This is a genomic window from Mesorhizobium sp. M5C.F.Ca.ET.164.01.1.1 (assembly GCF_004792125.1).
Taxonomy (GTDB): Bacteria; Pseudomonadota; Alphaproteobacteria; order Rhizobiales; family Rhizobiaceae; genus Mesorhizobium; species Mesorhizobium wenxiniae.
On sequence record NZ_SRTG01000001.1, the window covers coordinates 1,161,597 to 1,182,447 of the forward strand.

Here is a 20,851-nt window from a genome sequence, read left to right on the forward strand (position 1 = left end):
GGAAAACCCGATGATTCGCATTCTGCTTTTCCTCGCCGTCGTTTTCGCGCTCGCGGCGGGTTTCGCCTGGCTGGCCGACCGGCCGGGCGAGATGGTCGTCACCTTCAGCGGCTATCAATACCAGGTCAGCCTGATGGTGGCGGCGGTGGCGGTCGTCGCGGTGGTTGCCGCGGTGATGATCGTCTGGTGGCTGCTCAAGGCGCTGTGGAACAGCCCCTACACCATATCGCGCTATTTCCGCGTGCGCCGTCGTGACCGTGGCTATCAGGCGCTGTCGACCGGCATGATCGCCGCCGGGGCCGGTGACGGAGCGCTCGCCCGCAAGAAGACCAAGGAAGCGGCAAAGCTGATCCGCTCCGACCAGGAGCCGCTGATCCACCTGCTCGAGGCGCAAGCCTCGCTGCTCGAAGGCGACCATGAGGGTGCCCGCGAAAAGTTCGAGACCATGCTCGACGATCCCGAAATGCGGCTGCTCGGCCTGCGCGGGCTCTACCTCGAGGCCGAGCGCCTCGGCGATCGCAACGCGGCGCGGCACTATGCCGGCCGCGCCGCCGCGATGGCGCCGCAGCTGGCCTGGGCCGCCGAATCGACGCTGGAAGATCTGACCGGGCGCGGCGACTGGGACGGCGCGCTGAAACTGGTCGAGGCGCAGAAATCGACGCGCCAGATCGAACGCGACGCCGCCAACCGGCGTCGCGCCGTGCTGCTCACTGCCAAGGCGCAGGCGCTGATCGACAGCGATCCCAATGCCGCCAAAACCGCTGCTCTCGAGGCCAACCGGCTGCGGCCGGATTTCGCGCCGGCGGCGGTGATCGCAGCCAAACTGCTGTTCAGACAGAATGATGTGCGCAAGGGCGCGAAGATACTGGAAGCGGCGTGGAAAGCCGAGCCGCATCCGGAGATCGCGGAGCTTTACACCCACGCCCGGCCGGGCGATGCCGTGCTCGATCGCCTGAACCGGGCGAAGAAGCTGCAGGAGATGAAGAAGAACCACGCCGAATCGTCGCTGGCGGTGGCGCGCGCCGCACTCGACGCGCAGGACTTTTCAACCGCCCGCAAAGAGGCCGAGGCGGCCATTCGCATGGATCGCCGCGAAGGCGCCTATCTGCTTCTGGCCGACATTGAGGAGGCCGAGACCAACGATCAGGGCAAGGTGCGGCAGCTTTTGTCCAAGGCAGTGCGTGCACCGCGCGATCCGGCCTGGGTTGCCGACGGCGTCGTCTCCGAACGCTGGGCGCCGGTGTCGCCGATCACCGGCAAGCTCGACGCCTTCGAGTGGCGGGCGCCGATGGAGCGGCTCGGCCAGCTCATCGACAGTGATGAGGACGCGCCGGACGCCGCAGTGCCGACGATTGCGGCGCCCATCGAGCCGGCAAAAGAAAATGTGATTGAGCTGAACCCCGCTGGTTCGGCCGAAAGACCGACCACCGCGGAGGCCTCGGAAAGTGGCGAAGACGATGTTGCGCCGGTCAACGCCACGGCGTTTGCCGCGGTGCCGCCGGATGCCGAAGCTGTCGAACCGGCGGAGGAACTGGCCCGGCTGCCCGACGATCCCGGCGTCGATCCGGACGACGAAAACCAAAAATCACCACGCAAGTTTCGATTGTTTTGATTCGGCTGAGCTTGATAGTTTTGGCCGATGGGAAGTAGGAATCACATGTTCGAACGCGTTCTGTCGTTTCTGAAGGATCTGCCGGCAGCTGGCAGCGCCCGCAACAACGCCGATGATCCGCGCGTTGCCGCTTCTGCCCTTCTCTACCATGTGATGAGTGCCGACGGCGTGCGTCAGGATGCCGAATGGGAGCGGTTCAAGGCGGTGCTGGCGCAAAGCTATTCGATCAGCGGCGACGAGCTCGACGCGCTTGCCGCTGCCGGAGAGCGGGCCGACAACGAGGCGATCGACCTCTACGCCTTCACCAGTGTTTTGAAGCGTCAGCTCGATCCGGACGCGCGAAAAGCCTTCATCGGCCTGATGTGGGAGATCGTCTATGCCGATGGCGAATTGCACGAACTCGAGGACAATATCGTCTGGCGGGTCGCCGAGCTGATGGATGTCGAACGCCACGACCGCGTCGAGGCACGCAGAAAGGCGGCGGCACAAGCGCCGGGCGCCATTGGAACGTCGAGCGACGAATAGACAGGATACCCATGCCATCCACGCCGAGGCCGAGACCAAAAATCCTGATCGTGCTGCATCAGGAGAGTTCGAGCCCCGGGCGCGTCGGCCACATGCTTATCGAAGAAGGCTTCGACCTCGATCTCCGCTGCCCGCCGCTCGGCGACGCCTTGCCGGAAACACTGGACGGTCATGCCGGAACCGTGGTGTTCGGCGGACCGATGAGCGCCAATGACCAGGACGACTTCGTCCGCCGCGAGACCGACTGGCTGAAAGTTCCGCTCAGGGAGAATCGGCCGTTGCTCGGCATCTGCCTGGGTGCGCAGATGCTGGTCAACCATCTTGGCGGCAAGGTCGAGGGTCATGGCGAGGGACTGGTCGAGATCGGCTGGTATCCGCTGAAAGCGACCGAGGACGGCAAGAAACTGATGCACTGGCCGGAGATGGTCTACCAGTTTCACCGCGAGGGCTTTTCGCTGCCGAAGGACGCGACGCTGCTGGCGACGGCCGAAACCTATCCCAACCAGGCCTTTCGTTATGGCGACAATGCCTGGGGCATCCAGTTCCATGGCGAATTGACCAGGGCGATGATGCAGCGCTGGGTCGTGCGCGGCGCGCACCGCTTCGAATTGCCCGGCGCGCAGCCCGGCCGCGACCATCTCGGCGGCCGGCTGATCTGGGACATGCATCTGAAGCGTTGGCTCGGGGAATTCCTGCAGACGATCTTCGGCAAGCCGGCGCTGTCCTGATCATAAACGCAAACTATTGATCTAATTTTGTATCGCCGTTTTTGGGGGACGAGGCGCTGTGGCTTCAGGTGTCCGGATTCGTGCCACCGAATCCAAGTCCCGCCACCGCCGGAGCCGACAATGCGCCAAGAGTTTCGTCAGCCCACCGGGCGGCAAGGTCTGCCTGCCGAAGCGGTGAACCGAGCGACAGCAGCCTGCCGTGGCATGCCGGTTCGACCGAAGCAGCAGTCGTTGATCTCGACGTCAGAGCGGCAGCCCGAGCTGCTTTCGCAGGCTCTTGTCGAATGCGGATGCGGGGACGAAACGGCGCAGGAACCTGACCTGGCGCGCCATTTTTCCCGCCGCATAGCGCCTCTTTGGAGCGGGATCTGTCGCAGCCGCCAATACGGTCTTGGCTACCACTTCGGGCGCATCGCCTTTTTCCATCGCCTTCCGCACGGCTACATTCATGCCAGCGCGCGCAGAATCATAGATACCAAGCAACTGGTCCGGCCTGGTGAGATTTTCTTCAAATGACGTACGGGTATAGGCGGGCTCGACCAGCACGACGCGAACTCCGAACGGGCGCAGTTCGTGGTCAAGCGATTCGGAATAGCCTTCAACGGCATGTTTGGTCGATGCATAAAGCGCGAAATAGGGAGCTGGGATGAACCCCTGCACCGAGCTCAAATTGACGATCCTGCCGTTTCCTTGGCGGCGCATTGTGGGCAACACCGCGTTGGTCACGCGGAAAACGCCGAAGACGTTCACGTCGAACAACGACTGAGCCTGGGCCATCGAGGACTCCTCCGCGCCGCCAAGCAGACCAATGCCGGCATTGTTGACGAGCAGATCAATACGCCCGGCCTCGGCCAGAACGTCATCGACCAGTTTCGCCACGGACGCGTCATCGGTCACGTCGCAGGTCAGCATGGTAATGCCGTCGGATCGTTCGGCGACCGCGCGACGGCTGGTTCCGAACACGCGAAAGCCGGCATTCTGCAGGGCTTTGGCCGTTGCGTGGCCGATGCCGGTGGATGCGCCCGTCACCAGGGCGACGCCAAGATTGGTCTTGTTCATGGAAATCACTTCTTTCTTTGTGCTGGATTACCGGCTGCAGGCGTGCGCACAAATGGAAATGTGGCGCACGCCCCGGCGATCCGATGAGGGCATTACTCGGCGATGGCCCCAGTTGTCGGGTTAGAGATCGACCCCACCTCGGTGACGGTAAGCTTGTCGCCGGAGCGCGACATCTCGAGGCTTTGGTCAGGTTCGCCCAATTTTCCCGGCACCGATATCGTGGCCGACTGCCCTTCGGCGAGGGTGGCCGAGAAGCGCACCGGAGCCCCGGCCTCACCATCCGCCATCGTTGCGATCACCCGATAGCCGTCATTGTCGTTGGTGTAGTAGAGGACGCCATGAAGGCCACCGATACGGATACTCTCCCCCGCCATGGCCGACAGCTCACCGGCATGCAGCGGAGACGCGGCCAGGCCAAATGCCACCACACCCCCGATTAGGTTGATCATCGCGAGGCTCCGTTTGGAGTGTGCCGCTCTCGGCCGGTCCGGGAGGGCAGGATGCGCCGATTGCGCGCGCTGATGCGTAAGGGCGAGAGGGGTTCCGACTTCATTTGCAACGGTGTTCATAGCGGGCTCCAATGTTGACAGCATTAACTTGCAGGCATTGACATAAGCTCGAAAGTAGGCAATGTCAACAAAGTTTCTGATGATAACTTTGTGAGCCAACATGCAAGAAGCCACCGATCGTCCCTACCACCACGGAAATCTGAGGCACGCGATCATCGAGACCGCCATGGCCATGCTGCACGAGGAAAAGGGCTGGCAGTTCACTCTGAGGGAAGTGGCGCGCCGTGCCGGCGTCAGCCATGCCGCTCCCTACAAGCACTTTCCGGATAAGGCCGCCCTGCTTGCCGAAATGGCGCTGCTGGGATTCGACAGGCTGCATGAGGCGATGTCGACGGCAAAGCCAAGAGGGGCAAATTCCTGGCGGGACGAATTTCTCGCCGTCGGCCGGGCCTATGTTCGGTTTGGAACGTCAAATCCGGGCCTCTACCGGCTCATGTTCAGCGCGGAGGCAGGCAAGGCAGCGGACGTGCATCTGAGCGAGAGGGCGCTCGCACCGCTTGGCGTGGTGATCGCATTGCTGGAGCGGGGCGAGGCCGAGGGCGTGCTGCGCAAGCGCGACGTGCGGGGTCGCGCGGCAGCCTGTTGGTCGCAAGTCCATGGCATCACCATGTTGATTATGGAAGGTTTGTTCCTGCCCGAAAAAGTCGGCCCAAATCCGCTGGACGCCGCCCTCCTCACGCTGCTCGAAGGGTTGGAGAACTGACTGGATTCCGGCGGGCCCGCGCCTGGATCAGTATGCCCTGGATCAGTTTCGACCGTTTAGTTGGCGCACCTTGCGCAGCTGCGGGAACAGCACCGCCCACAGCCCGGCGACAACGACTGCGCCGACGCCGCCGATCACCACCGCGGGCACGGTGCCGATCAATGCCGCCATGGTGCCGGCGCGGAATTCGCCGAGCTCGTTTGAGGCGCCGACGAAAACCTGATTGACCGCGTTGACGCGGCCGCGCAGCTTGTCCGGCGTCCACAGCTGGATCAGCGTCTCGCGGATATAGACGCTGAACATATCGGTGGCGCCGAGCAAGGCGAGCGCTGCGATCGACAGCCAGGTGATAGTGGAGAGGCCGAACAGCACGGTAAAGGCGCCGAACAGCGCGACGAAGCCGAGCATGACAACGCCGGCATGATTGCGGATCGGATGTCCGGCCAGCCAGATGGCAACGCAGATGGCGCCGATCCCCGGCGCCGAACGCAACATTCCCAAGCCCCATGGGCCGAGTTCGAGGATGTCGCGCGCATAGACCGGCAGCAGTGCCGTGGCGCCGGACAAAAGCACGGCGAACAGATCGAGCGAAATGGCGCCGAGCACGATCTTTTCGCTCCAGATATAGCCGAAGCCGGCAAACAGGGTCTGCATCGTCGGCCTGTCGGTCTCGCTGCGCTGGGCAGGCTTCGGGATGCTGAAGACCAGCACTGCGGCGACAAACATCAGAACGGCTGCGGTGCCGTATGCCGCTTGCGCCGAAAGCCCGTAGAGCAGGCCGCCGGCGACCGGTCCGACGATGGTCGCCGTCTGCCAGGCTGACGAATTCCAGGCGATCGCGTTGCCGAAATCCTCTGGCGGCACGAGGTTGGCGAACAGCGACGCTGCGGCCGGTCCGAAGAAGGCACGCGCGATGCCGAACATGGCGAGCACGCCGAAGATCAATCCCGGTCCGCTAAGGCCGCGCAGCGTCAGCAGCAGCAGCGCCAACGCGCAGATCGCCTCCAGCAGCACCATCAGCGCCATGATCAGCCGGCGGCCGAAACGGTCGGCGACCACCCCGGTGACCAGCACCAGCAGCAGCGAAGGCAGGAACTGGACGATGCCGACAAGGCCGAGGTCGAACGGATCGCGGGTCAGGTCGTACACCTGCCAGCCGACGGCGACGGATACGATCTGCGTGGCGAATGTGGCGAGGAAGCGCGCCGCCCAATAGCTCAGGAAGGGTTTGTGCCGGAAGGCGGCATAGCGCCGGTCGGGCGGTGTCTGTTCGGCTGTCATTTGTGAATGGCCCCGGCGAGAATGTGTATCGGCCGGCGGGGCTCTTCCACGAAGGGCGCTGGTCCGACCACAGCGCTTTTAGCGCAGTTCGGTGCGAGGCGCGCGCGAAAATCGGCTCTGGATCAAGGATTTTCGGGGCTACCATGCTAATTGCACAGCTCGGCGGAGGTGGAGAGGTTAATAGGCGCGCAGGTTGAGTTCCCCCGCGCGCCCCTCTGTCCCGCCGGACAGAGGGGGCGCTGTCCCGCCAATCTTCGAGGCTTCCGTTTGCCGGCTTCGAACGCGTCAGACCGTGGCCTTGGGCTTCCTGGTCTTCTTGACCGGCGCCGGCGGGGCGGCCTTGCGGCCAAGGCCGATCGCCTTCGCCAACTCCGAGCGCGAGGCCGCATAGGTTGGGGCGACCATCGGATAGTCGGCCGCCAAGCCCCATTTGGCGCGATAGGCATCCGGCGTCAGCCCGAAATGAACGCCGATATGGCGCTTCAGGGATTTGAACTTCTTGCCGTCTTCGAGGCAGATGATGTAATCCGGCGTCACCGATTTCTTGGGATTGACCGCGGGGACCAGCGGCGCTGCCACCGGAGCGGCGGGTTGTCCGAGCCCACCTATCGACGCGCTGACGCTGGCGATGAGATCGCCAAGGCCGGAAGCGGGCAAGCGGTTCTTCTCGACGTAAGCGGACACGATGTGAGCGGTCAGCTCGAGAAGGTCGATGTCCTTGCGGGCTTTGTTGCTGTCGTCGGTCAATCTATTCTCTCCGTTAGTGGGGTCGCAGAATTCCTAGTCGGCAAATCTGCGTAACGCAATGACGCCGCACCACGCCACACATTATTTGAATAACAATACTAACGGCCGCGCCAGATCAACAGGTCTGGCCCTAAACCCCCATAATATCAGACAATCAGGGATTTGTCGCGCCACAGTCGAAATCCACCTTCGAAGGCGCGTGTGTTGTCGCCGCGCCTGCAACCGGCAGGCAATTCGTCCAGTTTGTCGACATTGCCGCCGCCGATGACCACATAGTCAGGCTGCATGGCGGCGCGCAGCCGCTCGACTACGTCGAACACGTGTTTGCGCCATTTCTTCTTGCCGCGCTTTTCAAGGCCGCGTTCGCCGACATAATCCTCGAAACTGCCGCCCTTCTTGTAGGGAAGATGCGCGAGTTCCATCGGCTGGGCGACATTGTCGACAATCATCGCAGCGCCGAGCCCCGTCCCGAGGCCGAGGAACAGCATGCGCCCGCCCTCGTAGCTGCCGATGGCCTGCATCAGCGCGTCGTTGACCACCTTCACCGGCTTGCCGAACTGCGTTGCGAAGTCGCATCCGACCCAGCCCTTGCCGAGATTGGCAGGGTCGGTCAGCGGCTTGTTGTGGTGCACCGGGCCGGGATAACCCATCGAGATGACATCATAGGGCCAGCCATCGGCGAGCGTCTGCACGGCCGCGATCATCTGCTGCGGCGTCAGGCCGGGTCCGGAATCCGTTCTGCGCTCCTCGCCGCCGGCGCTGGTCAGGATCTTGACATGGGAGCCGCCGATATCGATCGCAAGCACGATCTTTTCGCTGTCCGGTGCCGGCTTCTTCGCTGCTTTGGCCATGGCGTCCCTCTCGAGTTCATTTCGCCGGATTGATCCAGCCGTTCGGCGGTCCAAATCCGGCCAAGGCATCGGCAGGGCCCCATGTCCCCGGCTCATAGAGCTGAGGCGGTGTGGTGTCGCCAAGCACCGGGCCAACGATCCGCCAGGCGAGCTCGCTGGCATCCTGGCGGGTGAACAACTGGCCGTTGCCGTTCATGGCATCGCCGATCAGCCGCTCATAGGGCGGCATGTCGCCCTTGCTGTCGTCGAGCGCGGTGAGTTCGACCTGCTCGCCGATCATGTCGTCACCGGCGGCCTTGCGCTGGGCGGCGATCGAGATCGCCACATGCGGGTCGATGCGGAAGCGCACGTAGTTGGCGTCGTCGGGCTTGATCGAGTCGAAGACATTAAGCGGCGGCCGCTTCAGCCGGACGATGACCTCGGTGGCGTGCACCGGCATTGATTTGCCGGCGCGGATGAAGAAGGGCACGTCCTGCCAGCGCCAGGTGTCGACGAAAAACCGCACCGCCGCAAAGGTCTCGACCGGCGAATTCGGCGCGACGCCCGGCTCGCGGAGATAGCCCTTGAATTGGCCGCGCACGACATCGTCCTTGGTCAGCGTCCGGATCGCCCGCAGCACCTGCACCTTCTCGTCGATCAGATCGTCGGCCGAGCGGCCAACGGGCGGCTCCATGGCAAGCAGCAGCAGGATGTTGAGCAGATGGTTCTCGATGACGTCGCGGATGCAGCCGACCTCGTCATAGAAGCGGCCGCGGCCTTCGACGCCGAAATCCTCGGCCATGGTGATCTGCACGCTCTCGACGAAATTGCGGTTCCAGATCGGCTCGAGAAAAGAATTGGCGAAGCGAAAATAGAGCAGGTTCTGGATCGCCTCCTTGCCGAGATAATGGTCGATGCGAAAGATCGACTGCTCTTCGAATACCAGGTGCAGGACCCGGTTCAGCCAGCGCGCCGACTGCAGATCGTGGCCGAAAGGCTTTTCCACCATCAGGCGCGCGCCCTGGGCCGCGCTCGACTGTTCCAGCCCCTGGATGACCGTCTCGAACATGGTCGGCGGCACCGCCAGATAATGCAGCGGGTGCTGTGCGGTTCCCAGCGCGCTTTTCAGCTTCTCGAAGGTCGCGGCGCTACGATAGTCGCCGCTGACATAACGAAGCAGCGACGCAAGTTTCGCGAAGATCTTTTCGTCGACCTTGCCGATGGCCTTGACGATGCCGTCGCGGGCGCGCGCCTGCAACTGCTTCACGTCCCAGGCGTCGAAAGCGACGCCGATCACCGGCTCGGTCAACGTTCCTTTGGCGACCATGGTGTAAAGTGCCGGGAATATCTTCTTGTGGGCGAGATCGCCGGTCGCCCCGAAAAGCACCAGCGTGTCGGACCGTTCCTGGTTCATGAGCGTGCCTTCCCTGTCACGAGCCGGTCTTCGGCTTTTCGACATGGCCGCCAAAGGCATAGCGTATGGCGGACAGCAGCTTGTCGGCGAACTCGGATTCGCCTTGCGAGGAGAAGCGGTCGAACAGGGCCGAGGACAGAACCGGCGCCGGCACGCCGGTGTCGATCGCCGCCTTCAAGGTCCAGCGGCCTTCGCCTGAATCCGAGACTCGTCCGCCGAACTGCGTCAGGTCCGAGTCGGCCTTCAACGCGCCGGCAGTGAGGTCGAGCAGCCAGGAGCCGATGACGCTGCCATGCCGCCAGACCTCGGCCACCTCTGCGATATCGATGTCGAACTGGTAGTATTGCGGGTTTTCCAATGGACTGGTTTCAGCGTCGGCCGTCCGCTGTCTCTTGCCCGCATTTGCCGACTTCAGGATGTTCATGCCCTCGGCATAGGCGGCCATGACGCCGTACTCGATGCCGTTGTGGACCATCTTGACGAAATGGCCGGCGCCGCTCGGTCCGCAGTGGAGATAGCCGAAGGGGGCCGTTCCTGCATCCTTGCCGGGGGCGGGCCCTCCGGCGTCGGCGCCCGGCGCCAGCGTGGCGAAGACCGGGTCGAGATGCTGGACCGCGCTGTCGGGGCCGCCGATCATCAGGCAATAGCCGCGTTCGAGGCCCCAGACGCCGCCGCTGGTGCCGACATCGACGTAGTTCAAGCCTTTCAATGCCAGGCGCGCTGCGTGGTCGACAGCCTCGTGATAATAGGAATTGCCGCCGTCGATGATGATGTCGCCCTGCTCCATCAGGTCGGCCACCTGGTCGACGATCCGGCTGGTGATCGCCGCCGGCAGCATCAGCCAGGCGCTACGCGGCTTGGTCAGCTTGCCGACGAACTCCTCCATCGAAGCCGCTCCGATCGCGCCAGCTGTCACAAGGGCGGCGACGCTGGCCGGGTTGATGTCATAGACCACGCATTCGTGGCCAGCGCGCAGCAGGCGCCGCACCATGTTGGCGCCCATCCTGCCCAGTCCCATCATTCCGATCTGCATGTTTCTCGTCCTGGTTCTTGAGGGATAGAAGATCTACTGGCTCATATTTGAACATGATCTTTTCCGAAAACCGGTTCCCACTTTTCGGGATCATGTTCGTCCAGCTTGTCGATACCGATGGAAAAGTCGACCTTCTCCCAACAGCCGGCATCGGACCAGAAAAAAGTAAAGACGATCGTATTGCCCGACGGTACATCGGCAACGGGCAGGTCCGTGAGATGGATGCCGAAGGCATTCTCGGTCGTCTCGGCGTCATGGACGGTCGCCCAATTGTCGCTGCTCCAATGCACCACCGCCCGGGCCAGCAGTTCGACGCGCAGCAGCTTGCCGGCGGGCATAGTGCGGACCTTGTGGTTGAAGCGCCATGTCCGTCGCGGCGCCACGGTCCTGTCCTCAATGTAGCGCTTCACGCCTTGCGGCGGTATGTCGAAGACCGCGCCGTCGCTGAGCGAACGCAGCAGCTTGATGTGCTCCGAATGCGCCCAGACCAGCGGCATGGCGCTGCCCGATGGTCCGCCGTGCCGCAGTTCGCGTTCCGGCATGTCGGGACCATCCCAGACCTGCTCCGGCAGCAGGCCGCCAGCCCCGGCCGAGCCTTCAAACGTCTTCAGCAGGCTCGCCGCCTTGTCCTTGCGGCCGGCCGCCAGTTCGTAATGGGCGCGCTCGCCGACCAGCAGCGGCCAGGGTCGGCCCTGGCCGGTCCCGTCGAACGGCGCGCCGTCGGCATGTTCGCCATAGCCGTCGCCGATATAGCGATACCAGACGGGCCCCTGCGGCAGGTCGCAGCGCAGCCGTGCATCGATGACCTTGACGGTGTCGACGATGCGCGGATCGCCGGCGGCCCTGAGGCCGAAGCGGACTAGGGCCAGCGCATCCGGGCTGACGATCGCCTCGGCCGGCCGGTCGGTATCGCCGGGCGGCCGGTTCTTGATCGGCACATAGCCGTCTTTCGGCGACGCCGCACCGGCGGTGTCGGGCGGCGCGATGCGAACGTAGTAGCCCGCGACGCCGACCTCTTCCCCGAGTGGAGTGCCGGTGACATAGGTCCAGCGCTCGATCTGGTCGTTCCAGACGTCGGCGGTTTCACGCAAATAGTTTGCCGGCTCTTCTTTGCCGCAAACGTCGAACATGTCCGCCGCGGCGAGCAGTGCTGCGATCTCGACGGCGAGCGTGAACGGACTGTAGCCGGCATCCTCTTCCCAGCGGTCTTCGCCGGTGACGGGACCGTTGCGCACGACATAGGAAGCGGCGCGCTCGATCATCGGCATGAAGGAGAGCAACGCGGCGTCTGCCAGGTGCCTTGCGCGGCGGAGCGCGTCGGCGAGCAGCAATGGAAAGGCGCATTCGTCCATCTGGATGCCGGGCCAATAGGCTGATCCGTCGAGCCAGGCGTTCTGCGGCCAATGCCCATCCGGCTGCTGGATAGAGCGGAGATAGGCGAGGATCGCAAGCGCTTGCGCCGGATCGCCGGCGGCCAGGAAGCCGCCCGCGGTTTCGACCAGATCGCGCGGCCAGACCAGATGATAGCCGCCGAGATCGTCGTCGCCCATGCTGAAGCCCCATGGGATCGACAGGCTGGCGACGGCTGCTCCGTCGGATGACCGGTGCGTCGCCAGAACCGCTGTGCTGACGCGATAGGTGTTGATCCCTGCTACATGCCGGTCCAGCGGCAGCAAGCTAGCCTGCCAATCCCGCCATTTCTTGACATAGGATTTGGCTGCGGGCTCAAAACCCCGCTTCAGGCTGGCCGAGGCATTTTCCGCCGCCTCTTGCGGCGTCGTTCCGAAACCCAGGGCCAGCAAGGCCTTTGGGTTCACAGCCGAAAAGCCGATCTCTCCGGTCAGCGCGACATTGCCGCCTTCGGCCCTGCGGCAGGCCGGGTCGAGCCGGCCGTCACGACGCAGTTGCTGCCAGCCGTCGGAGACACCGACATAGCCGGCCGAGCATGCTCCCCAGGGCAGCGACGAGGCGAGCGCCAGGCAGACGCGACGCCCGGTCGCAAAAGGGACGGGCTTTCCCTCGTAGTCGCCGACCCAGGCGGTGTTGCCCATGCCGGCGTTGACGAGGTGCGGTGCCAGCAGTGCGTAGACGCGGTGGTCGGCAACCGGGCCTCTCAGCAGCGTGAAGCTGATTTCCTGCAGCAAAACGGGACGTTCCGTATCCGTGATGATACGCTTTTCGATCCGGTAGGTGCCGTCGGCGGCGGTGTTGACCAGCCTGTAGGCGGGCGCTCCATCCTCGAACGGCTCGACGCTGTGCACGGCATCGCGCTTTTCTTCCGAGAAATAGCCGCCGGGGCCGGTGACGACCAGTCCCATGTCGCGGGTGCAGGCGCTGTCGAGGCTGGGATAATAGACCTCGTTGAGAATGCCGTGGCTGATCGTGAACCAGATAGGGCAGGCCGGAGAAAGCGCGGTTCCGACGCCGCTCTTGGCGCTTGACGTCCAGCGCGCCGGAATTCCGGGTGCGCCCAGCGCATCAGTCGGCGTCGCTGCCATCTCGATTTCGATCTCCTGCCCCACCCCTAGACCAGGAGCCGAAGCCTATTCAATCATTGCACCGCAAGTTGATCGTCAAACCGTCACCGATCGCTGTTGACAAGTGCGCCCATCTAAATTTGTCTGACAAAATTGAACGAGGGTCGTCATAACAGCCACCAGCAGCCAACAACGATCAGCAATCCATGGGAGGATAACACATGAAGAAGATACTCGTCTTGAGTGCCCTTGCGGCGATGCTCGCGTCAGGCAACGCGCTTGCCGACACCAGCGACAAGAAGATCGCCTTTTCCAACAATTATGCCGGTAATTCGTGGCGACAGGCGATGCTCAACAGCTATGCTATCGTCACCAAGAAGGCGGTCGCCGACGGGGTGGTGGCAGCCGCGGACATCTTCACGACGGCCGACAAGGAAGTGCCGACCCAGGCGGCCCAGGTGCAGAACCTGATCCTGCAAGGCTATGACGCCATCGTCATCAACGCCGCCTCGCCGGACGCGCTCAACGGCGCCATCAAGCAGGCCTGCGATGCCGGCATCGTCGTCGTCTCCTTTGACGGCATCGTTACCGAGCCCTGCGCTTATCGCGTGGTCGTCGACTTCAAGGACATGGGCAGGCAGGAAGTCGAGCAGATGGCCAAGTTCCATCCTGAGGGCGGCAATCTGCTGGAAATCCGCGGCCTTGCCGGCACGTCGATCGACGACGCCATCCATGCCGGGATTCTGGAAGGCGTCGCCGCTCATCCCAAGTTCAAGATCGTCGGTTCGGTGACCGGCGACTGGGATCAGACCACAGCACAGAAGGCTGTCGCGACAATCCTGCCGTCGCTGCCGGAAATCGTCGGCGTCGTCGATCAGGGCGGCGACGGCTATGGCGCGGCACAAGCCTTTGCCGCCGCCGGCAAACCGCGCCCGACCATCATCATGGGCAATCGGCAGGATGAGCTGCAATGGTGGAAGGAACAGAAGGACAAGGACGGCTACCAGACCTGGTCGGCATCCATTGCGCCAGGCGTATCGTCGCTGGCCTTCTGGGTGGCGCAGCAGGTGCTCGACGGCCGCACGGATGTGCCACATGATCTCTTGGTGCCATACCTCGCCTTCACCCAGGATACTTTCGAGGCGGAGTTGCCGAACATCCCCAAGGGTGGTGTCGCCAGTCACGAATACACGCAGGAGGACGCCATCGCGGCCATCAAAGCCAACATCAAGTGAGCGTGGCACGTTGCCAGCTGCATCGCCAACCGGATGTCGCTAGGGATGCCTAGAGGTAACGCAGACATCGTCAGCCTGGACGGCGCCGAAAAACATTTCGGCGCCGCCAATATCGACATCATCAGACTGGACGGCACCGAAAAACGTTTCGGCGCCGTCAGAGCGCTCGCCGGCGTCGATTTCCACGTTGGCGCCGGCGAGTGCGTCGGCCTCGTCGGCCATAATGGCGCTGGAAAGTCGACGCTCATGCATATGGTGGCGGGCACGCTCGTGCCCGACAGCGGGCGGATCGCGGTGCGCGGCCATGTCGAGGACAATTATTCGGTGCCGCGCGCGCAACAGCTCGGCATACGCTGCGTGTTCCAGGAGCTGTCGCTGTGCCCGAATCTCAGCGTCGCCGAGAACACGCGCATTAACCACACGACGCTGCGCGGGCTCGGTTGGCGGCGCAAGGCGGCCGATCTGATCGCAGCCAAGCTCGACGAGATATTCCCGGGCCACAGCATCTCCGCCTCCGACATCGCCAGCGACCTTTCCATCGGCAGGCGGCAGATGGTCGAGGTGGCGCGTGCCTTCACGGTGACGCAGGATCCGCTCGAGCTGGTCATCCTCGACGAGCCGACGTCCTCGCTCGACGCGCATACGGCCGGCCAGTTGCTGGCCTTCGTCCGGCGCTTTGTCGCCGCGGGTAAGAGCTGCATCCTGATCTCGCATGTTCTGGGCGAGGTGCTCGGGAACGCCGACCGCATCGTGGTAATGCGCGACGGCAAGGTCGTTGCGTCGGATGCGGCGAAAGCTTTCGATCGCGACAGGCTGGTGACGACCATGGGTGGAGCGGAAGCGCGTGAGAAGATCGCCGCCAAAATCGCGACCCAGAAGCCGGAGACCGGCCCGTTGCGGGTCCGAGCCCGCCCGGCGCGGCAAGAGGACGGCAACGAACTTGTGGCGCATGCGGGCGAGATTATTGGCCTTGCCGGGCTTGCCGGCCATGGACAAACCGACCTGCTGCTGGCGATCTTCGCCGCCGCGGCGCGCGCCAAAACCGGCATCGAGGTCACCGCGCCGGTGGCGCTGGTGGCCGGCGACCGCCAGTCTGACGGGATTTTTCCGCAATGGTCGATCGCGCAAAACATCGGCATCCGCTCGCTGGCGCGATTGCGCAATGGTCTGCTGATCTCGCCGCAACGCGAAGCCGAGCTCGCCGACTTCTGGCGCGGGAAAATCGGCATCCGCACGCCCGACATGAACAACAACATCTTCTCGCTGTCCGGCGGCAACCAGCAGAAGGCCCTGTTTGCCCGGGCGCTCGGTTCCGATGCGAAGATCGTGCTGATGGACGACCCGATGCGCGGCGTCGATATCGGCACCAAGCTCGAAGTCTACGACCTCGTGCGCGAAGAGGCTGGCCGCGGCCGCACCTTCCTCTGGTACACCACGGAAACCGAAGAGCTCGACAATTGCCACAACGTCTATGTCTTCAAGAACGGCCGGATCGTCGCTAATCTTACGCGCGACGAGCTGACGGAGGAAAAGATCATACAGTCCTCGTTCGGCGACGCGGCCTGAGATGACGGCAGCACCCGTCGAGACCGGCCTCAAAGGTTCCTCCGAGCGCGGCAGGCTGGCGCGGGCGCGCTTGTTGCGCGGGCTGCTGCCGGCATTGTCGCTCGTGCTGGTGCTGCTGGCGATCGCCTGGCTCAATCCGCGCGCCATCAGCTATTTCGGCTTCAGCCTGATGCTCAATTTGGCGATCCCGATCGCCTTGGCGACGATCGCGCAGATGTTCGTCATTGCCGGCAACGAGCTGGACCTGTCGATCGGCACCTTCGTCGGTTTCGTCGGCTGCGTCACGGCGACTTGGCTGAAGGACGCGCCGCTGGTCGGCGTCTTGATCCTGCTCGGATCAATCGGCGTCTATGCACTGCTCGGCGCGCTGATCTATCTGCGCAATTTGCCTTCAATCGTCGTGACGCTCGGCATGAGCTTTGTCTGGCAGGGTCTGGCCATCCTCATCCTGCCGAAGCCCGGCGGCAAAGCGCCGGACTGGCTGCTGTCGCTCATGGCCTTCAAGCCGCCTCTCATCCCCTTTCCGATCATTGCGGCGCTGCTGATCGCGGCGGTCGTCCATTTCGGGCTGATGCGCACCTCCTATGGCGTGATCCTGCGCGGATCGGGCGGCAATGCCGCCGCACTCGAACGCGCCGGCTGGTCGCTGCTCAAGACCAAGGTCGTGCTGTTCGCACTGGCTGGCCTGTTCGGGGTGCTGTCCGGCATGGCCCTGATCGGCATCACCACCTCGGCCGACGCCAATATCGGCAATGGCTACACGCTGCTTGCGATCGCCGGCGTCATCCTCGGCGGCGGCGAATTCGTCGGCGGCCGAGTGTCGCCGATCGGTGCGGTGATTGGCGCGCTGACGCTGGCACTCGCCGCCTCGCCGCTGCTGACCTTCATGCACATCCCGCCCGATTGGCAGGTTGCCGCCAATGGCGCCATCCTCATCATCGTGCTGGCGGCCCGGGTGCTGATCAGCCGCAGGGAGAGATGAGCGATGGCATCGTTGCGATTGCTGCTCGCCAAACCCTGGATCTGGTCCTTCGTCGGCGCGCTGCTGGTGTGGTTGGCGACGATCACATTCACCGGCGGATATGGCGGCGGCGGCATGATCACGGCGGCACTTTCTCTGGCCGTCTTCACCGTCATCGTCGGTGTCGGCCAGATGTTCGTCATCACGCTCGGACCAGGCAATGTCGACCTGTCGCTGCCGGCCAATATCGGCCTCGCCAGCGCCGTCGCCATGAAGGTGATGGACGGGAATGATGCGATGATCGCTGTCGGGCTGCTGGCGGCGGTAGCCTGCGGCATGGCCGTCGGCGCCGCCAATTATCTCTTGATCTGGGCGCTGCGCATTCCGCCGATCATCGCCACATTGTCGGCGAGCTTCATCATCCAGTCGATCGACATCAGCTATGGCCGCGGTTTGCAGATCAAGCCGCCGCCGGGCTTTGCCAATTTCACCAACTGGCAGATTCTTGGCATTCCGGTGCTGGCGATTCTCACCGTGCTGTTCACCATCGGCGCTGCGATCGCGCTGCAGCGCATGATCTATGGCCGTTCTGTGCTGGCGATCGGCCAGAACATCCGCGCCGCATGGCTGGCCGGCGTCAATGTCGGCCGCATCCGCTTCCTCACCTACACGCTGTCGGGCGCGCTCGGCGGCCTCGACGGCGCGTTGCTCGCCGGCTATTTCCGCGGCGCCAATGTCGATATCGGCAACGAGTACCTGCTGGCCTCGATCGCCGTCGTCGTCATCGGCGGCACGTCGGTGGCGGGTGGCAAGGCCAACGTGCCGGGTGTCTGGGGCGCGGCCCTGTTCCTGGTGCTGCTCTTGACCATGCTCAACACGTTCGGCGTTAGCGCCGGCGTCCGTCTGCTGCTGACCGGACTGATCATCGTCGGCGTCATAGCCGCCGCCGGCGGCCAGAAGGCGCTGCGCTGAAGTAGCGTCAGTGTCAGCCGGTCCTGAGAGCCTGCCGGAAAACGTCGGGTTCCCTTCCGGGCATCGGCCCTGTAAATCCCGTCGCGTTGTCGGTCGACATCATTGCGAGAGGTTTGCGTGTCCAATTTCGTGAGCGTTACAAGGGACGGCGGCGTCGCCGTCGTGACCATCGACAATCCGCCGGTCAACGCGCTGAGCTTCCATGTTCGCGAGCCGCTGATGCAGGCGCTTGTCTCTTTGCGCGACGGGCCTGATGTCGCGGCCATCGTTATCGCCTGCGCCGGGCGGACCTTCGTCGCCGGCGCCGACATCACCGAGTTCGGCAAGCCGGTGCAGCAGCCGGATCTGCGCGCCATCATTGCCGAGCTGGAAGCCATCGCCAAGCCGACGGTCGCCGCCATCCACGGCACGGCGCTCGGCGGCGGACTGGAACTGGCGCTCGGCTGCCATTTCCGCATTGCCGACGCTGGGGCCAGGCTGGGCCTGCCGGAAGTCAAGCTCGGTCTGCTGCCGGGAGGCGGCGGCACGGTTCGGCTGCCATGCCTCGTCGGGCCGCTCAAGGCGCTCAGCATGATCGTTTCGGGAACGCCGATCGGCGCGGCCGAGGCGCTTGCCGCCGGCCTGATCGACGCCGTCTTCGACGGCGCCCTGACCGCGCAGGCGGTTCGTTTCGCTAGCGAAATGGCTGGCAAGGGTGGACCGTTCACGCCGGTGCGCGAACGGGATGGCCGTCTCGACCGGGCCGAATTGCCTGCATTCGACAGGCAAGCGGCGGAACTCGCCCAAAAGGCGCGCGGCCTCGAAGCACCGATCGCCTGCACTCAGTCGGTTCGCAACGCCATCGCCCTGCCGTTCGAAGAAGCGCTGGCGGCGGAACGCGAACTGTTCGTCAAGCTCGTTGCAGGCGACCAGTCGCGCGCCCAGCGTCATCTGTTCTTCGCCGAGCGGGAGGCGGCGAAGGTAGCCGGCAAGGATATCGTCAGGCGCAAGATCGCGCGGGTCGGCGTCATCGGCGCCGGCACCATGGGCGGCGGCATTGCCATGACGTTCGCCAATGGCGGTTTCTCCGTCACCGTGCTGGAGGCGACGCAGGAAGCGCTGCAACGCGGGCTGGCGATGATCGACAAGAACTACGCCGTGTCGGTCAGCCGCGGCTCGCTCAGCGAAGAGGTCAAACAGCAGCGGCTCGCCCTGTTCAAGGGTTCTATCGACTATGCCGACCTCGTCGATTGCGACCTGATCGTCGAGGCGGTGTTCGAGGAGATGGCGATCAAGAAGGATGTGTTCGGCAGGCTCGACGCGGTGGCCAAACCAGGCGCGATCCTGGCCACCAACACCTCCTATCTCGACGTCAACGAAATCGCAGCCTCGACCTCGCGCCCGCAGGATGTCGTCGGCATGCATTTCTTTTCGCCGGCCAACGTCATGAAGCTGTTGGAAATCGTGCGCGCCGAGAAGACCGCGCCCGATGTGCTGGCGACAATCGTCGAACTGGCGCGACGGATCGGCAAGGTGCCGGTCGTGGTCGGCGTCTGTCATGGCTTCGTCGGCAACCGCATGTTGGCCGCGCGGGGCACGGAATCCGAGGCGCTTTTGCTGGAAGGTGCAACGCCACAGCAGATCGACCGGGTGTTCACCGATTTCGGCTGGCCGATGGGGCCGTTCCAGATGGGTGATCTCGCCGGCCTCGACATAGGCTGGCGCAACCGCAAGGCACGCGGCCAGACGGCAATGATCGCCGACACGCTGTGCGGACAGGGGCATTTCGGCCAAAAAACCGGCAGAGGCTTTTATCTCTACGAGAACGGCTCGCGTACGCCGGCTCCCAATCCCGAGGTCGAAGCGCTAATCCGCGACAAGGCTGCCGAGAAGGGCATCGCGCCGCGCGCGATCAGCGCTGACGAGATCATCGAGCGGACGCTCTATCCGATGATCAATGAGGGGGCGAAGATCCTCGAGGAAGGGATAGCTGCCCGCGCCTCCGATATCGATGTCGTCTGGGTAAACGGCTACGGCTTTCCGGTGGGCAAGGGCGGGCCGATGTTCTGGGCGGGCCTCGAAGGACTCGACAAGATCATCGGACGGCTGGACCACTGGCACGAGCGGACCGGCAAGGATTTTTTTAAGCCGGCGCCGCTGCTCAGACAGATGGCTGAAACCGGCGCCTGGGAAGGCGTCGCCAGCTAAACTGAGCGAGGCCATTTTAGAAAATCGTGGACTACCGAATCCGGGCGTCCATGATCTCGACAAAACGCGCGAAAAGACCAGCCTGCGATTTGATCTTGAGCTTGCGATAGATGTTGCGGCGGTGGACCTTTACGGTTCCCGGTACGATGCGCATCGCCCTGGCTATCGATTCCGTCGAATGCCCCTGAAGCACCAGATCGACGACATGCTTTTCGCGCGGTGTGAGCGAAAGGCTCTTCCAGATATGAGCACGTTCGAACTCGTTGACCGGCGCAATCGCCTCGTCCTGCTTCGTCTCTGCCGGTTCGTCGGCCGGAAGGGCCGGCCAGCGCAGCCTTGCGAAACCGATCACCGCCGGAGCCATGTCGCGCAGCAATCTGGCATCGGCGGTTCCGAAGGGTCCCGAAGCATGCAGTCGCATCAGCGAGACCACCAGCGCGTCCTTTCCCGGCAGCGGCACGAAGAAGCCGACCTCTTCGGCCAGCTTGGTCTGGCTATAGTAGGAGCGGTAATATTCGCTGGCATAGAAGCGGTCCGGCGCCAGCTCGCGCATGCGCCAAAAACCTTCCTTGCGCTCGACCGCCGCGTGGTGGAACGGGTCGAGCAGATAAGGCCCCTCCTGATAGAGCGCGACGAAGACGTGGCTTTCGGCTGGCGAGAACGTCTCGAACAGCAGCGGCGGGCGCGAGGCGCCGCGATACCCGAAGACCACACAGTGATCGAAGCTGACATGCTGCCGGAGCCAGGTGACCATCGCCTTGCCGAAAAGCTCGCCGCTCGTCTCCCGTGTCGCAGCGATGAGCGCAGCGAGCTGATTGTATTCGTCGCCGCGCGATCCGCTCAATTTATACCCCTTTAAACGAGAAAATAGACCGAATATACCACCTGCGAGGTATATACTAGTCACCGTTGGCTCTGATAGCGTCGTGAAAATCGCCTTCGCTGGAGCCCG

18 protein-coding genes are annotated in these 20,851 nt (G+C 63.8%); 9 read left to right on the plus strand and 9 right to left on the minus strand.

Annotated elements, in window-relative coordinates:
* Positions 1–10: 10 nt before the first annotated feature.
* The 3 genes from EN807_RS05585 to EN807_RS05595 are packed head-to-tail and all read left to right on the plus strand — an operon-like array spanning position 11 to position 2,865.
* A complete protein-coding gene (locus EN807_RS05585) occupies positions 11–1,612 on the plus strand; it encodes a heme biosynthesis protein HemY (protein ID WP_135934190.1) in 1,602 nt (533 codons plus the stop codon).
* Positions 1,613–1,657: 45 nt separating this feature from the next.
* Positions 1,658–2,137: a TerB family tellurite resistance protein gene (locus EN807_RS05590; RefSeq protein ID WP_135934191.1), complete on the plus strand. Its 480-nt coding sequence runs from the start codon at positions 1,658–1,660 to the stop codon at positions 2,135–2,137.
* Positions 2,138–2,148: 11 nt separating this feature from the next.
* Complete coding sequence (locus EN807_RS05595; RefSeq protein WP_135934192.1) at positions 2,149–2,865, plus strand: glutamine amidotransferase; 717 nt, start codon at positions 2,149–2,151, stop codon at positions 2,863–2,865.
* A 243-nt stretch (positions 2,866–3,108) separates the two neighbouring features.
* On the opposite strand, the gene EN807_RS05600 is transcribed toward EN807_RS05595, so the two are convergent.
* Positions 3,109–3,924, minus strand: a complete 816-nt coding sequence (locus EN807_RS05600; protein ID WP_135934193.1) for an oxidoreductase — start codon at positions 3,922–3,924, stop codon at positions 3,109–3,111.
* 92 nt (positions 3,925–4,016) lie between these two features.
* Positions 4,017–4,373: a hypothetical protein gene (locus EN807_RS05605; protein WP_135934194.1), complete on the minus strand. Its 357-nt coding sequence runs from the start codon at positions 4,371–4,373 to the stop codon at positions 4,017–4,019.
* Positions 4,374–4,593: 220 nt separating this feature from the next.
* Between EN807_RS05605 and EN807_RS05610 the strand changes: the two genes are divergently transcribed.
* Complete coding sequence (locus tag EN807_RS05610) at positions 4,594–5,196, plus strand: TetR/AcrR family transcriptional regulator (RefSeq protein ID WP_127318381.1); 603 nt, start codon at positions 4,594–4,596, stop codon at positions 5,194–5,196.
* 42 nt (positions 5,197–5,238) lie between these two features.
* Here EN807_RS05610 and EN807_RS05615 read toward each other — a convergent pair whose 3' ends face one another.
* From EN807_RS05615 to EN807_RS05640, 6 genes are all read right to left on the minus strand, one after another.
* The gene (locus tag EN807_RS05615) at positions 5,239–6,477 is read right to left on the minus strand and encodes an MFS transporter (RefSeq protein WP_135934195.1); all 1,239 of its coding nucleotides are present in this window, start codon (positions 6,475–6,477) and stop codon (positions 5,239–5,241) included.
* Between the two features lie 285 nt (positions 6,478–6,762).
* Entirely contained in the window at positions 6,763–7,224 is a 462-nt protein-coding gene (locus EN807_RS05620; protein WP_127318385.1) for a MucR family transcriptional regulator, read from the minus strand.
* Between the two features lie 146 nt (positions 7,225–7,370).
* Positions 7,371–8,075, minus strand: a complete 705-nt coding sequence (locus EN807_RS05625) for an ROK family protein (RefSeq protein ID WP_135934196.1) — start codon at positions 8,073–8,075, stop codon at positions 7,371–7,373.
* Positions 8,076–8,091: 16 nt separating this feature from the next.
* Positions 8,092–9,468: a glucose-6-phosphate dehydrogenase gene (gene zwf, locus EN807_RS05630; protein WP_135934197.1), complete on the minus strand. Its 1,377-nt coding sequence runs from the start codon at positions 9,466–9,468 to the stop codon at positions 8,092–8,094.
* A 16-nt stretch (positions 9,469–9,484) separates the two neighbouring features.
* On the minus strand, positions 9,485–10,501 hold the full coding sequence (gene gnd, locus EN807_RS05635) for a phosphogluconate dehydrogenase (NAD(+)-dependent, decarboxylating) (protein ID WP_135934198.1): 1,017 nt from the start codon (positions 10,499–10,501) through the stop codon (positions 9,485–9,487).
* Between the two features lie 41 nt (positions 10,502–10,542).
* Positions 10,543–12,999: a glucan 1,4-alpha-glucosidase gene (locus EN807_RS05640; RefSeq protein WP_135934199.1), complete on the minus strand. Its 2,457-nt coding sequence runs from the start codon at positions 12,997–12,999 to the stop codon at positions 10,543–10,545.
* Positions 13,000–13,199: 200 nt separating this feature from the next.
* Here EN807_RS05640 and EN807_RS05645 point away from each other — a divergent pair, with 200 nt between their 5' ends.
* From EN807_RS05645 to EN807_RS05665, 5 genes are all read left to right on the plus strand, one after another.
* Complete coding sequence (locus EN807_RS05645; protein WP_135934200.1) at positions 13,200–14,213, plus strand: substrate-binding domain-containing protein; 1,014 nt, start codon at positions 13,200–13,202, stop codon at positions 14,211–14,213.
* Positions 14,214–14,258: 45 nt separating this feature from the next.
* Positions 14,259–15,779, plus strand: coding sequence for a sugar ABC transporter ATP-binding protein (locus EN807_RS05650; RefSeq protein WP_135934201.1), 1,521 nt, complete (start codon positions 14,259–14,261; stop codon positions 15,777–15,779).
* Between the two features lies 1 nt (position 15,780).
* The gene (locus tag EN807_RS05655; RefSeq protein WP_135934202.1) at positions 15,781–16,761 is read left to right on the plus strand and encodes an ABC transporter permease; all 981 of its coding nucleotides are present in this window, start codon (positions 15,781–15,783) and stop codon (positions 16,759–16,761) included.
* Positions 16,762–16,764: 3 nt separating this feature from the next.
* Positions 16,765–17,712 carry an ABC transporter permease gene (locus tag EN807_RS05660; protein ID WP_135934203.1) on the plus strand — a complete coding sequence of 316 codons (948 nt, stop codon included), beginning with the start codon at positions 16,765–16,767 and terminating at the stop codon, positions 17,710–17,712.
* A gap of 117 nt (positions 17,713–17,829) precedes the next feature.
* On the plus strand, positions 17,830–19,899 hold the full coding sequence (locus tag EN807_RS05665; RefSeq protein ID WP_135934204.1) for a 3-hydroxyacyl-CoA dehydrogenase NAD-binding domain-containing protein: 2,070 nt from the start codon (positions 17,830–17,832) through the stop codon (positions 19,897–19,899).
* 31 nt (positions 19,900–19,930) lie between these two features.
* Here EN807_RS05665 and EN807_RS05670 read toward each other — a convergent pair whose 3' ends face one another.
* Positions 19,931–20,743, minus strand: coding sequence for a LuxR C-terminal-related transcriptional regulator (locus EN807_RS05670; RefSeq protein WP_135934205.1), 813 nt, complete (start codon positions 20,741–20,743; stop codon positions 19,931–19,933).
* Positions 20,744–20,851: the final 108 nt, after the last annotated feature.

Bases quoted from the DNA above. Each gene is read 5' to 3' on its own strand.
- EN807_RS05615 (WP_135934195.1), bottom strand. From the start codon at position 6,477: ATGACAGCCGAACAGACACCGCCCGACCGGCGCTATGCCGCCTTCCGG.
- EN807_RS05650 (WP_135934201.1), top strand. From the start codon at position 14,259: ATGCCTAGAGGTAACGCAGACATCGTCAGCCTGGACGGCGCCGAAAAA.
- EN807_RS05625 (WP_135934196.1), bottom strand. From the start codon at position 8,075: ATGGCCAAAGCAGCGAAGAAGCCGGCACCGGACAGCGAAAAGATCGTG.
- EN807_RS05640 (WP_135934199.1), bottom strand. From the start codon at position 12,999: ATGGCAGCGACGCCGACTGATGCGCTGGGCGCACCCGGAATTCCGGCG.
- EN807_RS05645 (WP_135934200.1), top strand. From the start codon at position 13,200: ATGAAGAAGATACTCGTCTTGAGTGCCCTTGCGGCGATGCTCGCGTCA.
- zwf (WP_135934197.1), bottom strand. From the start codon at position 9,468: ATGAACCAGGAACGGTCCGACACGCTGGTGCTTTTCGGGGCGACCGGC.
- EN807_RS05595 (WP_135934192.1), top strand. From the start codon at position 2,149: ATGCCATCCACGCCGAGGCCGAGACCAAAAATCCTGATCGTGCTGCAT.
- EN807_RS05585 (WP_135934190.1), top strand. From the start codon at position 11: ATGATTCGCATTCTGCTTTTCCTCGCCGTCGTTTTCGCGCTCGCGGCG.
- EN807_RS05600 (WP_135934193.1), bottom strand. From the start codon at position 3,924: ATGAACAAGACCAATCTTGGCGTCGCCCTGGTGACGGGCGCATCCACC.
- gnd (WP_135934198.1), bottom strand. From the start codon at position 10,501: ATGCAGATCGGAATGATGGGACTGGGCAGGATGGGCGCCAACATGGTG.
- EN807_RS05655 (WP_135934202.1), top strand. From the start codon at position 15,781: ATGACGGCAGCACCCGTCGAGACCGGCCTCAAAGGTTCCTCCGAGCGC.
- EN807_RS05605 (WP_135934194.1), bottom strand. From the start codon at position 4,373: ATGATCAACCTAATCGGGGGTGTGGTGGCATTTGGCCTGGCCGCGTCT.
- EN807_RS05590 (WP_135934191.1), top strand. From the start codon at position 1,658: ATGTTCGAACGCGTTCTGTCGTTTCTGAAGGATCTGCCGGCAGCTGGC.
- EN807_RS05610 (WP_127318381.1), top strand. From the start codon at position 4,594: ATGCAAGAAGCCACCGATCGTCCCTACCACCACGGAAATCTGAGGCAC.
- EN807_RS05660 (WP_135934203.1), top strand. From the start codon at position 16,765: ATGGCATCGTTGCGATTGCTGCTCGCCAAACCCTGGATCTGGTCCTTC.